The organism is Nonomuraea sp. NPDC003754, assembly GCF_053605785.1.
Genome location: NZ_JBSGJX010000085.1, coordinates 1 through 13,826, shown reverse-complemented (window position 1 = coordinate 13,826; position 13,826 = coordinate 1). Strand labels below are relative to the sequence as shown.

Sequence of the window (13,826 nt, the reverse complement as noted above, 5' to 3'; positions counted from 1 at the left end):
CTGGGCATCGACGCCGAGATCGTCCCCCGCAATCCCGACGTCAAGGGCTTCCACGTGCTCAAACGCCGCTGGGTCATCGAACGCACCCTTGGATGGCTGATGCTGCACCGCAGGCTCGCCCGCGACTACGAGACATTGCCCGCAAGCTCCGAAGCCGTGATCCACATTGCGATGATCGACAACGTCAGCAAGCGTGTAACCGGCGAAACCACACCAACCTGTCGAGGGACGTACTAGGGCAAAAAGTTCAAACCAAACGCCCTCTCATACCGGCTCATGGCCAGGGCACGCCCGGCCACGTCCCCGGAGCGCCCGCTATCCGGGCTGACCTGTGCGTTTGTTCACTCGCAGTGCTCACCCTGCCATCGTCCGTCCCCACAACCGATGCCCACTACACCCGTGAAGGCCACGGTTGGCGACAACTCCGCACACCGGGACCTGCGGATTTGTCCCGGGATCGGTGGGGCGAGAGCGCCCCCGTGTGCGTCCGATTTGCCAGGCCGCCCCTGGGGTCGGGACGTGCCTGGCAAGCGTGTTCACCGCCGTTCCCAGTGCAGGACCTCCTTGCGCGGGATACGGGGAGCGGGCTTGAAGTCGGTGCCGAGGGTGAAGGCCAGCGGGATGAAGGCCGCCAGCATGACCTCCTCGTACGGCACGCCGAGCACCTGGGCCAGTTCGCGTTCGAGCGGTCCCTGTGCGGTGGTCCACACGGTGCCCAGGCCGCGCGCCCGGGCTGCCAGCATGAAACTCCACACGGCCGGAAGGATCGATCCCCACGCCCCCGCCTGCACGGCCACCGGGGCGCGTCGAGGCCCAGCAGCAGGTGGAGACGGTGGTGGAGTTCATGCGCGCGCAGGGGGGTTCCCTGTCACCGAAGAGATGGCGCGACGGACTGGATCAGGCGAGCAACCGGTCGACCAACCCGTCGAGGTAGTCAGGGGTGAGCGGGCCCGCGCCGAACAGGACGCGCATGTAGATCGGCGCCAGGAGATGGTCCAGCACCTCCAGTACGTCAGGCGGGTCCTCGCCGCGGTCGCGGGCCCGGTCGAGCACGGCCTGCAACTGCCTGGTGCGGTCGGCCAGGAGCTCGTCGCGCGCCTGAAGGCCCTGCTGACCCTCGCCTGACAGCGCGAGGGTCAGTCGCACCAGCGCCAGTCCGTCGGGGCCGGTGACCTCGCGGGCCACGTTGGCGGCGTGGGTCCGCAGGTCGCCGGCCAGGCTGCCGGTGTCAGGCATCGGCGACTGCGCGTTGAGCCGGGTCAGCAGCACATCGCTGAGCAGGGCCTGGAGGTTGCCCCACCGGCGGTAGAGGCTGGTGTCGGCCACGCCCGCGCGGGCCGCGATGTCGCCGATGGTGAAGTTTCCGTAGCCGCGCTCCCTGACCAGCTCGGTAACGGCCTGGTGCACTGACGCGCGGACCCGGGCGCTGCGCCCGCCGGGCCGCCTGGCCCGCTCCTGCTCATCCATGCCCACCACCTTAACGCAGTCGAGACTTGCGTTAGAGCCTTCGAGGGTCTACGTTAACGCAGTCATAAACTGCTTTTAGAAGGGATGTACGTGAAAGCGTTGCTCGCCCTGACCTGCGCAGGTCAGTTCATGGTGCTGCTCGACAACACGATCGTCGGCGCCGCCCTGCCCGACATGCAGCAGCGGCTCCACACCGGGCTGACCGGCCTGCAGTGGATCGTCGACGCCTACGTGCTGCTGGTGGCCATGCTGCTGCTGTCGGGCGGCGTCTTCGCCGACCGGTTCGGCCGCAGGCGGGTGTTCCTGGCCGGGGTGGCGGTGTTCACGGCCGCGTCGGTAGTGTGTGCGCTCGCGCCCTCGATCGGCTGGCTGATCGCCGGGCGGGTGCTGCAGGGCGTCGGGGCCGCGGCGCTGAGCCCCGCCTCACTGGCGCTGCTCACCGCCGCGTATCCCGCCCCGGGAGAGCGCGTCAGGGCGATCGGGTTGTGGGCCGGATTCAGCGGCCTCGGCCTGGCCGCCGGACCGCTGGCGGGCGGAATACTGGTGGAGTCCTTCGGCTGGCCCGCCATCTTCCTGGTCAACGTGCCCATCGGGGCGGTCCTGCTGCTGGCTGGGCTGCGCGTGCTGGGGGAGTCCCGCAACCCGAGCGCGCCGCCGATCGACGTCCCCGGCACGGTCCTGTCCGCCGCGGGCGTGGGCGCTGTGACCTACGGCCTGATCGAGGGCGGTTCCCGAGGCTGGACCTCGCCGGTGATCCTGGGCAGCTTCGCCGCCGGACTGGTGCTCCTGGCCGCGTTCGTCGTGGTCGAGGGTCGTGTGTCGACGCCGATGCTGCCGCTCCGGCTGTTCCGCCAGCGGCTGTTCACGGTGTCCAACACGGCGATGGTCGTGGTCGGGTTCGCGCTGATGGGATCGTCGTTCTTCTTCTCCCAGTTCTTCGTCTACGTCCAGGGCACTTCGATCCTGGCCGCCGGGCTGCGGACCCTGCCCACCTCGCTGGCCATGGTGATCGTCAGCCCGTACGCGGGCCGGTTCGCGGCCAGGTACGGCTTCCGCGTCGTCGTCGGCATCGGCCTGGCCCTGGCCGGGCTGGGGCTGCTGGCGCTGGGCTTCGTCCACGCCGATACCGGCTACGGGAACGTGTGGTGGCGGCTGGCGGTCGTCGGCATCGGGTTCGCTCTCACCATGTCGCCGCTGACCGGGGCCGCCATCCAGGCGGTCAGCCCGCAGGAGGGCGGCCTCGCCTCGGGCGTCAGCAGCACCACCCGGCAGATCGGCGCGGTGCTCGGAGTGGCGGTGCTCGGGGCGATCGTCCACACGCGGGAGTCCGGCGGCGCCTCCTTCGAGTCCGGCCTCAACAGCGCCTTCCTCGCGGCGGGTGCCGTGACGCTGGCCTGCGCCGTCTTCACCGGCCTGTGGCTGACCGCGGCCCGGACGCCGAGGGGCGTCCGGGCCGAACAGCCAGGAGGCCAAGCAGTCAGTGAGCCGCCGCTGACAGCTCGTCCCAGTCGGCCCACCTCTTGAGCCGCTCGACGTAGGCCTGCTTGGTCATCCGCAGCCCCTCGGTGCCGAAGAACACCCGCAGCGGCGAGCGAGCGGCCGGTTCTGGGGCGAAGAGGACTTGGGACTCGAGGTCGAGTCGGGTGGTGGGGTTGGCGTGCCGGCGGGTACAGGTTAGGGATCCAGTTGCCGAACCGGCGGCGAGATGCTGGCCAGGTCATCGAGGTCGACGGGGTGGCCGTCGGCAGCGATGGCGTTGGCCGCGTCCGTGATGTCCTGGGCCGTCCAGTGAATGACGCAGTTGGCCGGCAGCTCGTTGATGATCTTCTCTTGGTAGTCGGGGTCGTTGTGGCCGATGGAGCTTGCCGCCGAACATCAGCCAGTCGGCGAAGTCCTCGACTGAGCCGTCGATGCCGCACCTGTCGTGGAGCCGGTCTGCCTGCTGGAGGAGGGGGCGTGCGCACCGCTGCCGTGCGGGAAGTCCTCGTACGCCCCGCTGCCCGTCTGACGGCGGCCGACCTGGTGCGGTCAGGCGAGCGGCTTCTCCGTGACATCGGTTTCGAGCCGGCGCTGGTGGGCCGCGTTGGAGCAGGCGCTGCCCTCGCGCCGATGCCGACCGGCGCGAGGGCGCCGCCTACGCCAGTCTGATCGCCCCCGTGGGGCAGCCCGTCGCGGCCCGCCGTACCTGCTGGCCCGTGGCCTGCTCGTCGAGCAGCACCACGCGCCCGTCCTCCTCGTCCTGCGCGAACACCTGCGGCGCGGACAGCACGCACTGCCCGGACGAAGCGCACCGCCCCTGGTCCACCGTGATCACCATTCCACCTCCAGTCGGTGCACTCCGTAGACCGCCACGTCCTTCTTGAACGGCACCTCCGACAGAGGTACGGCCAGCCGCAGCTTCGGAAGCCGCCGGAACAGCGCCGGGTAGGCGATCTCCATCTCCAGCCGGGCGAGGTTCTGGCCGAGGCACTGGTGGGGCCCGAACCCGAACGCCACGTGCGGCGTCTTCGGCCTGGTCACGTCCAGTTCGCCGGGCCGCTCGAGCAGGGCCGGGTCGCGGTTGGCGGAGGCCAGGGAGCAGGTCACGAAGTCGCCCTCGGGAATCACCTGTCCGTCGAGCTCCAGGTCGATGGACGCTCTCCTGAGCATGACGGTGTCGATGATCGACAGGTAGCGCAGCAGCTCGTCCACCGCGGTCCTGGCCGTCTCGGGGCTTCGCCGTACCAGGGCGAGTTGTTCGGGGTGCTGCAGGAGCGCCAGCGTGCCGAGACCGAGCATGTTGGCCGTGGTCTCGTGACCGGCGATCAGCGACACGACCGCGATCCCGACCAGTTCCTCGTCACGCAACCCGCTGTCGAGCAGCTCATCGATCAGCCCTTCGCCTGGTTCGACCCGTTTGCGGGCAATCAGTTCCAGGAGGTACTCACCGAGCCGCAGCATCCCAGCCTCGAGCTCCTCCGGGCTGCCGGTGAGGTCCACCAGCAGGGCGGCGGCGTGCTGGAACTCCTGGCGATCCTCGTACGGCACGCCCAGCAGCTCACAGATCACCAGCGACGGGATCGGCAGCGCGAAGTTCGCCACCAGGTCCGCGGGCCTGGGCTGCTGCTCCAGCACGTCGAGCTGGTCGGCGACGATCTGCTCGATCTGCGGGCGCAGCCTGTTCATCCGCTGGACGGTGAACCGCCCGGTCAGCATCCGTCGCAGCCGCGTGTGCTCGGGCGGGTCCATCTGGATGAACATCCCAGGCTCCGGCCGTACGGCATGCAGCGGCACACCGCGCAGACCTCCGTCGAGCTCCGAACTGAAGCGGGTGTCGGCCAGCACCTGCCTGACCAGGTGATGGCGGGCCACCAGCCACACGTCGTCGCCGGTGGCCAGGCGTACCTTGCCGAGTGCCTCGTCGGCCATGCCGATGGGCGGGTCGAACGGGCAGTCGCCCCTGTCGGTGGGAATCGGTCTCATCGGTCATCTCCTTGTCTTGTCGCGATCACTTCTGGCCGGTGCGGTTCCACGGGCCGGCCGGAGGGGCGGACGTCACGGTGGCAATTGGTGGCCGTGCATCTTGGCCGCGGCGCCCCGGAGCAGCCCGGGCGCCAGTCGGCGATGGACGGCGGCCAGCGGAGGCCACACACCATGGCCCAGAAGGCGGTCGTAGCGCAGGAACGTTCCCAGCGAAACCCGCCCATCGCTCGCCTGAACGACAAGGTTGCCGGTCACGAACGAGGAAGCGGCCTCAAGACGGATACAGTCGTCGCCGCGTTCGGCGATCCGCCATCCGGCCACGGTGTCCGGCGATCGCCCCCGGCTGATGCGGAGACCGAGGAAACCGCGCCAGATCACCTGCTCCGCGGCATCGGGGACATCGCCGAACATCGCCCGGGCCCACTGCTCCGGTGTCGCGTCCACGTCCGTGAAGAGGGTGAAGTGGTCGACGTAGTCGATGCGGGACAACGAGCTGAGAGCGCGGACGGACTCGGGGACGTTCTGCGTTCCCACGGCGCCTTCCACGGCTTCCGTACCCGGGCGGCCACGGTCCTGCCACGCGCGTTCCAGCTGCCGTACGAATGCTGGCAGGACGATGAGGTGCCGGAACGGCGCGATGGCGGCCATGTAGAGCCGTCCGGGCAGGCCGTTGGGGTTCACGAGGACGGCCATGCGGAGCTCGTGCCCGCCGCTCGCGGACGGCGCCCACCCCAGGTGCATGACCGTGTGGACCGTCTTGTTCGCCAGTTCGAGGGCGCACTCGTCGTCGAGCTCGTACACCGGGGTTAACGGTGCGAACCCCACGTCCGAGCCGCGTGGAGCCTCGTGGAGGTCGCTCGGCAGGCGGTCGACCAGGGACGCGACCCGCGCCCCGACGCCCGCCTCGGATGTGTCCCATCCCAGGAGAGCGCCGAGCTTCCAGCGCACCGCGAACAGCAACCCGAAAAGCAGGGGGTCTCGCGCGGAGTCGTTGAAGGCCTGCATCGCGGCGAGCATCCTGGGGAAGTCGTCCGGCCCGGCGCCGGGCGTGCGAATCACCCAGACATCCTCGAGCCGGAAATCGCCCGCGATCTCGTGGATCCGCCAGGGGCGACGGGTGTGTGCAGTGTTCGGAATCCTCATGACCGCGACCACCTCTCTTACCGCGCGAGGAGGGTAGGAACTCGGCGTGCCTTGCGGCGGCGCTCGGCAAGGCCACGCTCGGACCGCGGGTAGGGGAAGGCGACAAAACCACCGGTCATCTCACTGTCTCCGTTCGCGTATACGCAACCGTATAACTGGAGGATAGCCCGAATATACGGTGGCGTATATGCGGTGGAGAGGTGAGGCGGGACACATCGTGGGCGCAAGATCCGCGCCGGACCCCTCGGCATCAGAGAAGGTCAGGCCAGGGCTCGACCGCTTCAGTCCTGATCGGAGTCCTGCTCCAGCGGTTCGACCGGGGCAATTGCGGCGGCAATGACCGGTCGCAGGGCCCTCAGGCGGTCGCCGAGACGTTGTGGGTGGTTTCGCATGGTGAGGGCCAGCCTCGGATGAGGCGCCTTGGAAGTCAGGTTCCGGCCGCGGGGTCCGATGGCGGTTCAGTGTTGCTGGTGTCAAGCGCGAGACCACCACCGTTCGCGGGCCGGAACCCCAGGCGATGGATCTCGGGATCGTCGATCACGGTGACCACACGCAGGGGTGGCACCGCGGCGGGCCCTGCCCAGGGGCGGCCGCTCACCGCGCGCGAGCCACGCCCCGGTGGTCAGCGAGATCCGGCAGATCCGCTGGGAGGAGGCGGCGATCCCGGCCGAGCGCAGATAGATCCCGACCGCGTCGGCGTAGGTGCCGGGCCGATCATGTCCGAGCGGGATCACGTCGGCGGCGATCAGGCTCACGCGTGTGCCTGTCTCTGCCGCAGTGCGTGCACCTCGACCATGATCACCGGTGTGGGCGATCCAGCTCAAAATGACACGGCGCGCCAGCTGCCGCAGTAAATCCGGAATCTACTGCGCAGCGTCACGCCGCCGGGTGAACAGCCTGGGTCAGACTCCAAACGCCGCCGGGTAGCGGATGGTGCCGGACGGCACGGACCTGGCGGGATCGAAGACGAGCGCCATCATGTACTTGTCCTCGACGTCGAAGGGTGGCCGGATGGAGTGGCCGGAGGCCGGGACGAAGCCGAAACGCGGGTAGTAGTCGGCGTGGCCGAGCACGAGCACGACGTTTTCGCCCTGCTGCCGGGCGGCGTCGAGGGCGGCGTGGATGGCGGCGGAACTCTACGCCTGGTTCAGGTCTGACCTACCTCGTGGACAGGATGGCGCCCGCCCATCGCCTCCATGACATAGGACACATCGCCGGCCGGCGTCGAGGACTATCAGGATGTCAGATCTGCCCGCCGGTGTTGCCCGGCGACGATCAGGTGCTTGCGAACGCCGAGGAACCAGCCGGGGCACGCTGGGCCGAGCTCAAGGAGCATCTCAACGAGCCAGCCGCTGAGCTGGTGGCCGACACTGAGTACCAGCAGATCGTCGACGCGGTCGGCACCTACCGGCCAGAGGTGCTGTACCCGCAGTACACCTCCCAGCTCACGGTCAGTGCAAGCTACTGGCGGCTCGTACGGGCTGCTGGTAGTTGCCCAAGAGGGTGAAGTGTTCCCGCGACTCTGCCGGGATCGGGCCGATCTCCACGGGCTTCGAGGGGGAGACCAGGCTGGCGCGGTACAGCTTGGCCGTGGCGGTGCTGTTGTTCTCGTCGGCCGCGATGATCAGAGAGCGGCGGTCCCGGGAGACGGCCACCGAGATGATCGCTGTCTCGGTGGCGGGGGCGATCTCAGCCTTCACCTTCACCTCGGTGGACTGCACGTACTCCAGGTCGTTCCGGGCGGTCTTGGGGTCGATCTCCACGGTGTAGAAGTCGTTGCTCGCTCCCGTGCAGAGCAGGTCGGTGGTGTTGATCCAGGCGACGGGGTTGCAGTCTCGCAGGTCACCGCCGTCGCGCACGGCGACCTTCATGCCGAACGGCAGGTGGATGGGAGCGTCGGCGTACCGGTCGACCGTGTTCGCCAGGATGTCCAGCTCGACTCCTTGGACCAAGGCCATCCCTACGGCCACGCCACCAGGATCGGCCGCGAACCTCCCGGAAGGGTGGACGATGCCTGGGCATAGCACGGCGACCGACCGCACGACGCGGTAGAAGGTGTCCTCGTCCCTGTTGCTGAAACAGGCCAGGCTGAGCCGGCGCGGGGTCAGCCGGCCGTTCGGGTCCGCCGAGAAGTACTGCTGGGAGTCGCGCCGGAACCAGAACGACCCGTCAGACGCGAATCCGGGGTCCTTGTCGGAGAACGTCTCCTTGACGTACCCCTTCTTGCTCGACCTGTCGGTGAGGTCCGTGAATGTCCCCGTGCTGAGGTCCAGCCAGCCGACGTGCGTCGGGTCGCCGCTGGACGGGAAGTCCACCTGGACGGCGACCCGGCGGCCGTCCGGCGAGACCGGGCTGATGCCGGGATCTCCCTCGGCACCACACAGGCTGCGGACGAACGCCTCCTCTCCGCCCACCTTCGTGGCGATCTCGGTCAGGAGAGGCGCGAGCGTGGTGCTGGAGATGGTCGCGGTACGGGTGCGGAAGGCCTCGTCGTAGGCCGTGGCCTGCCACTGATCGTCATTCCTCGAGCAGGCGACCGGCCCTGGGGCGGAGAGCACGGCGGGGAGGCTCTTCGCCGCCTCGGCCAGTGCCATCTTCCTGACGTCCGGAGTGGCGGTGACGCTCGGGCCCGGCTGTGATTGAGCGGCGGGGCCGGCGTGCGTCGCACAGCCGGTGGTCGCCAGGAGAATCGCGACGACCGTCGCCGGCCAGCCGCCTCTGCGGGTACCCATCGAAGGACTCCTTCACGCCGTTTCAATGATGATCCATTAAAGAGTGAATACCATTAACCATGTGTTGCCTCTTCACCGCAAGTGGCCACAGCCGGCGAGACCGGAGAAGATAGGCGAGTGACAGCGTTGACGCGACGGGAACGAATGCGGGCCGAGCTCGAACGCGACGCCAAGGTCGTGGCCCGGAGGATCGCCGCGGAGGAGGGCGTCGAGGGCCTCACCGTCGCCGCCGTGGCCCGCGGTGTCGGAGTGACGCCCCCCGCCCTCTACCGCTACTTCAACGGCAGGGCAGGCCTCGTCCGCGCCGTCTACGACGACGTCACCGCGGAGTTCATGGACACTGTCGCCCGGGCCGTGCAGCGCCAGGACCCCGACGACGTCAGCGCCCAGTTGCACGCCGGCACCCGGGCCGTGCTCGACTGGTCGCTGGCCAACAAGGTCGAGTTCGACCTGCTCATGGGCGCCGGCTTCCCCAAGGTCGCCGCGTCAGAGGAGGGCATCCCGATAGTCATCGCGCGCGAGCTGGGCGGCCTGTTCGGGCGGCTGTTCGCACAGCTGTGGCACGAAGGGCAGCTGACCTGCCTCGCCGACGAGGACATCGACCCCGTCCTGGCGTCGCAGTTGCGCACCTACCGCACAACCGTCGGCCTGGAGTTCCCGATCGGGGTCGTGCTGCTCATGGTCATCTGCTGGCGGCAGATCTACGGGCTGCTCTGCATGGCCGTCTACGGACACCACAAATTCGCCTTCGAGGACCCTCTGCCGCTGTTCGAGCACATGATGGACGACCTGCTCGGCCTCCTCGGCCTCACGCGGAGTCCAAACCTGCACGTGGCCTGACTCGCTCCTCCGGCAACGCCCCGCGCGCCGGGCACGAAGGCGCCTGCCGTAGCGGTCAGCCCTCTAGAGATGCTGTTGCGGCAGCAGCAGACCGTGAACGGCTGCGAGATAGGCGCCGGCGGTGCCGACATTGCCGAGCCAGCGATACGTCACGCGGGTCATGTGGACCGCGGCCTGGGGGGTTCGCCGCGCGGGATCTCAAGTCGCCCCCACACGTCCGTGCCACCTTCAGGGCAAAGCGGAAAGGCCCTGATCGGCTGGCGCTGCTCGGCCATGACCCGATCGATCGCTCATGCGGTCTTTCTCCGGTGTAACGACATCGAACGGCCACTAACGCCCAGGTGGGAACGTTCCATGTGCGAGGTCGGCCGGACCTGTCCTACCGTCTTCGGCAGCGGGCCCGCACCCATCGTTCGTTTCCCACACAGAGAGAGGTTCTCCATGACCATCCTCGTGACCGGAGCGACCGGCACCGTGGGCAGGCACGTGGTCGATCGGCTCGTCGCGGCCGGACGGCCCGTGCGGGCGCTCACCCGCAACCCGGAGACGGCCGGGCTGCCCGACGGCGTCGACGTCGTGCAGGGTGACCTGAACCGTCCGGGCGAGCTGTCGTTCGACGGGGTGCAGGGTGTGTTCCTCATCCCCGGCATCTTCGATCCGGAGCACGCGACCGACCTCGCGGAAGCCTTCGTCAGCCGCGCCGTGGTGGCCGGGGTCGCCCGGATCGTGTCTTTGACCAGCTCTGGCGTCACGGGCCGGCGGGCCGGCTTCTACGAGATACTGCACGCGGTGGAACAGGTCGTCGAGAAGTCCGGAGCGGCCTGGACCCACGTGCGGTCCGGCGAGTTCGCCGTCAACAAGCTCGATTTCTGGGGTGAGTCCATCCGGAGGGAGGGCGTGGTCCGCAACGCCTACCCCGATGGCGTCGGCGTGCCGATCCACGAGGCCGACATCGCCGAGGTCGCGACGATCGCCCTGCTGGAGGATGGTCACGCGGGCCAGGCGTACGACCTGACCGGCCCGGAGGCGCTCACCCACCGGCAGCAGGCGCAGGCGATCGGCACCGGGCTCGGCCGTGCGATCGCCTTCGAGGGACTGACCTACGGGCAGGCCCGCCAGGCCTACATCGAGGCCGGGCTCCCGATGGAGATCGCCGAGTTCATCCTGGGCTACCAGGCAGAGTACGCGGAGGAGCCCCCCTCGGTCTCGCCCACCTTCGAGCAGGTGGCCGGAAGGAAGGGCCGCACGCTCGCGCAGTGGGCGGCCGACCACGCCGCTGAGCTGGCCCCGGCCGACTGACGGCCGCCGGCACGAGGCGCGGGGCGGTGTAGCGGGGGTCTCGGCCCGCCGCATCGCCCCTTCTGTCGACGACGCCCGCCGGCGCCGCCCGTGATCCGGCACCTTCTCAATCCCCAGTGAGCAGTGAGTGGGTGCGCGCGTAGCGGCTGACCTGCGTTTGGCCCCGTCTCATGGCCAGGAGTTCGCGTCCGCGCTCCGGCGTGATCAGACGGGCGGCCCGGGGGTGGCCAGCAGGGCGATCGGTGTGAGATGGTCCTCATGGAGCGGCCGCCCGTGGACGAGGGCGTCGCGCAGGCGCGGCCAGGCATCCTCACCGTCGTCGAGAGCGGCGTGGCGTGGCCACGTCGAACTCCGGGTGGCCGAAGCAGAGCCGGAACCCCGGCTCCTTCCGCCGCGCCTGATGACTGCCGATCAGGTGCTTGATCCGCTGTGGGCCACGGTCTGCGCAGGAAGATCTTGACAGATCGAGGTTTAGTGGCCATTTGTTTAGCTGTATATTCAGCCGTCTTTCGGAGATTGAGGAATCCGCTTTCTTGTTTTCTGTCGACCCTGGCGCGCTAGGATTGGTGTGCGCTGTTTTCGCCTGAATGGCGTAGCCTTCCGGTTTGGAAATGAACGGCGTCAGACGGTAAGTCCAGAATGGGCGTGCTTTCCCGTGGGTCCTGCAAAGGATTATCGATCATGTCTCTGACTGCACCCAACCCCGTCGCATTCAACGGTCCCGTGGACAGGTTCGTGGTCGTGCATGACATCGGACTCGGCGGACAGATCATCGTCATCACGGAAAGCGGCGACGTCTGGGGTCATGATCTCCAAGGCAACGCCATCGGGCCGGGCTTCAAGTTCGACGGAGCCAAGGTCGCCTTCAACGGCCCCATAGACCGGTTCGTGGTCACGAAGGACGACCGCATCTTCGTCATTACGGAAAGCGGCGACGTCTGGGGCCATGAGATCGCCGGTAGGACCATCGGGCCGGGCTTCAAGTTCGACGGAGCGAGAGTCGCCTTCAACGGCCCCGTCGACAGGTTCGTGGTCACAAGTGGCCTCAAGAATGACAACCGTATGTTCGTCATCACAGAAAGCGGCGACGTCTGGAGTCATGAGATCACCGGCAGAACCATCAAACCGGGCACCAAGTGCGGGGGAGCGAGGGTCGCCTTCAACGGCCCCGTCGACAGGTTCGTGGCCACGCTGGGCTCCCGCATGTTCGTCATCACGGAAAGTGGCGACGTCTGGTGCCATGAGGTCGATCCGGGTGGCGTCATCAACAACACCATCGGGCCAGGCTTCAAGCTCGACGGAGCGAAGGTCGCGATCAACGGTGCCATGGACAGGTTCGTGGCGCCGAGTGTCAACCGTCTCATCGTCTTCAGGGGTGACGGTGACGTATGGGGCCATAACGTCATCGGCAACACCGTTGGACCGGCTTTCCCGATGAACTTCCGCCTCCTGCACTTTACTTTCGCGAACGACATCTCCGAGGCGAACCGGAACAGGTTGATCGACCGACACAGGTTCGCGCTGAGACGTATCGCAGGATGTGACAACCTGTCGGCGGAGGAGAAGAAGAATCTCCTCCGGGCCTACGATTTCTCCATTCATCACACGACGCTCGACAAGCCCGGGACGCTCGGCGCCCATCCCCCGGGCAGCACAGAGGTGAAAGTCAACTTTCAACTTCTTTTCCCGAAGGGTGATGCGGAGATCTCCCAGACTCTCATTCACGAGATGATGCATGTCGCGGGTTTCGGGCACCCCGAAGACAAGCGCAAGCCTCCACCGGGAAGCAGCTGCGAAAATCCCAACCCCGCTGTATTCGACTGCCCCGGCGACAACGGCCCGTACTACGGCGCGCCTCCGCTACGAGCCGAGTTGTGCATCGCGGGCGACCAGAGCGACCTACGCGGCCGACTCGAGCGCAAGGCTCTCGACGAACATTGCGTCATCGATGAGCAGGGCATGGCCACGATCTACACCGAAGGCGCACCCGGTCGGTGAACCCCGTGCCGACGTGGCCGGCCGGTACGGTGAGTCGGCGCGCTTGCCCACGATGCCCTCCAGGACCGACTGCCGGCTGGACTTCAGCGCCGCGTCGGCCGGGCCGGTGAAGTGCACGGCCACCTGCCGGCGGGGCCCGGCCGTACGATCACGGCGGCGCGGAGATCCCGCAGTCGATCGTCGTCATGGTCTCGGACGGGTATGAAACCACCCTGATCTGGATCCCCCAGACGCTCCGGCTGATGCTGACCGACCCGCGCCTGGCCGGCCGCGTCAACGGCGGCGGGCTGGGCACCGTACGAGGCGATGCTTTCCCTCTCATCACACCCGGAGGACCACATGACCCCACACGATCGGCCCGCCACCGCATCCGGCTCCGCCGTTTCAAGCGGCTGCCCCCACTTAGCCGGCTCCGCCCCTGCCGACGGCCGGCAGGTGCCCGTCATCACGCTGGATCCCACCGGCGCCGACCACCACGGCGAGGCCGCCCGCCTGCGCGCCGCCGGAAGCGTGGTGCGCGTCATCCTGCCTGGCGGCATTCCCGCCTGGACCGTCACCAGCCACAAGCTGATGCTCGAACTGCTCAACGACGTGCGCATCAGCAAGGACTGGCACAGGTGGACCTGCGTGCGGCGTGGCGACATCGGCGATGACTGGCCCCTGGTCGGCATGCTGAAGGTGACCAACATGGTCACCGCCGACGGCGCCGAACACCAGCGGCTCCGCCGTCTGGTCACCCGCACCCTCACCCCGCGACGCGTCCACCAGCTGCGCCCCCGCATCGCCGCCGTCATCACCGACGTCGTCGACGAGCTACCCGCCCACGCCGACGCCGACGGCGTCGTCGATCTGCGCCGGCACTTCGCCTACCCCATCCCCATGCGG

11 protein-coding genes and 2 pseudogenes are annotated in these 13,826 nt (G+C 68.2%); 6 read left to right on the top strand and 7 right to left on the bottom strand.

Going from position 1 to position 13,826, the window contains the following annotated elements:
• Window positions 1-237: transposase (locus tag ACWEVS_RS45090; RefSeq protein ID WP_452557256.1), on the top strand; the 237-nt coding region annotated here is incomplete at its 5' end.
• Window positions 238-536: 299 nt separating this feature from the next.
• Here the strand turns inward: ACWEVS_RS45090 and ACWEVS_RS45085 are convergent.
• Together ACWEVS_RS45085 and ACWEVS_RS45080 are read right to left on the bottom strand one after the other, a co-directional pair.
• Entirely contained in the window at window positions 537-797 is a 261-nt protein-coding gene (locus ACWEVS_RS45085; protein ID WP_452557253.1) for a nitroreductase family protein, read from the bottom strand.
• Window positions 798-897: 100 nt separating this feature from the next.
• Window positions 898-1,467 (bottom strand): TetR/AcrR family transcriptional regulator, encoded by a 570-nt coding sequence (locus tag ACWEVS_RS45080; RefSeq protein ID WP_452557251.1) that lies wholly within the window; start codon window positions 1,465-1,467, stop codon window positions 898-900.
• Between the two features lie 90 nt (window positions 1,468-1,557).
• Here ACWEVS_RS45080 and ACWEVS_RS45075 point away from each other — a divergent pair, with 90 nt between their 5' ends.
• Complete coding sequence (locus ACWEVS_RS45075) at window positions 1,558-2,991, top strand: MFS transporter (RefSeq protein ID WP_452557249.1); 1,434 nt, start codon at window positions 1,558-1,560, stop codon at window positions 2,989-2,991.
• A 610-nt stretch (window positions 2,992-3,601) separates the two neighbouring features.
• On the opposite strand, the gene ACWEVS_RS45070 is transcribed toward ACWEVS_RS45075, so the two are convergent.
• The 5 genes and pseudogenes from ACWEVS_RS45070 to ACWEVS_RS45050 all read right to left on the bottom strand — a co-directional run bounded on the left by ACWEVS_RS45070 (window position 3,602) and on the right by ACWEVS_RS45050 (window position 8,804).
• Entirely contained in the window at window positions 3,602-3,784 is a 183-nt protein-coding gene (locus tag ACWEVS_RS45070) for a ferredoxin (RefSeq protein ID WP_452557247.1), read from the bottom strand.
• The gene (locus ACWEVS_RS45065; RefSeq protein ID WP_452557245.1) at window positions 3,778-4,929 is read right to left on the bottom strand and encodes a cytochrome P450; all 1,152 of its coding nucleotides are present in this window, start codon (window positions 4,927-4,929) and stop codon (window positions 3,778-3,780) included. Before ACWEVS_RS45065 ends, ACWEVS_RS45070 begins: the two co-directional genes overlap by 7 nt.
• A gap of 72 nt (window positions 4,930-5,001) precedes the next feature.
• Window positions 5,002-6,072, bottom strand: a complete 1,071-nt coding sequence (locus ACWEVS_RS45060; protein WP_452557243.1) for a DUF2867 domain-containing protein — start codon at window positions 6,070-6,072, stop codon at window positions 5,002-5,004.
• Between the two features lie 902 nt (window positions 6,073-6,974).
• A pseudogene (locus ACWEVS_RS45055) lies at window positions 6,975-7,205 on the bottom strand (transferase); the annotation flags it as partial.
• A gap of 318 nt (window positions 7,206-7,523) precedes the next feature.
• Window positions 7,524-8,804, bottom strand: a complete 1,281-nt coding sequence (locus ACWEVS_RS45050; protein WP_452557241.1) for a hypothetical protein — start codon at window positions 8,802-8,804, stop codon at window positions 7,524-7,526.
• A 117-nt stretch (window positions 8,805-8,921) separates the two neighbouring features.
• On the opposite strand from ACWEVS_RS45050, the gene ACWEVS_RS45045 reads away from it, so the two are divergent.
• From ACWEVS_RS45045 to ACWEVS_RS45030, 4 genes and pseudogenes are all read left to right on the top strand, one after another.
• Window positions 8,922-9,644, top strand: coding sequence for a TetR/AcrR family transcriptional regulator (locus ACWEVS_RS45045; protein ID WP_452557239.1), 723 nt, complete (start codon window positions 8,922-8,924; stop codon window positions 9,642-9,644).
• Window positions 9,645-10,085: 441 nt separating this feature from the next.
• Window positions 10,086-10,943, top strand: coding sequence for an NAD(P)H-binding protein (locus ACWEVS_RS45040; RefSeq protein ID WP_452557237.1), 858 nt, complete (start codon window positions 10,086-10,088; stop codon window positions 10,941-10,943).
• Window positions 10,944-11,624: 681 nt separating this feature from the next.
• On the top strand, window positions 11,625-12,941 hold the full coding sequence (locus ACWEVS_RS45035; protein ID WP_452419504.1) for a hypothetical protein: 1,317 nt from the start codon (window positions 11,625-11,627) through the stop codon (window positions 12,939-12,941).
• Window positions 12,942-13,280: 339 nt separating this feature from the next.
• Window positions 13,281-13,826: pseudogene (locus tag ACWEVS_RS45030) on the top strand (hypothetical protein); the annotation flags it as partial.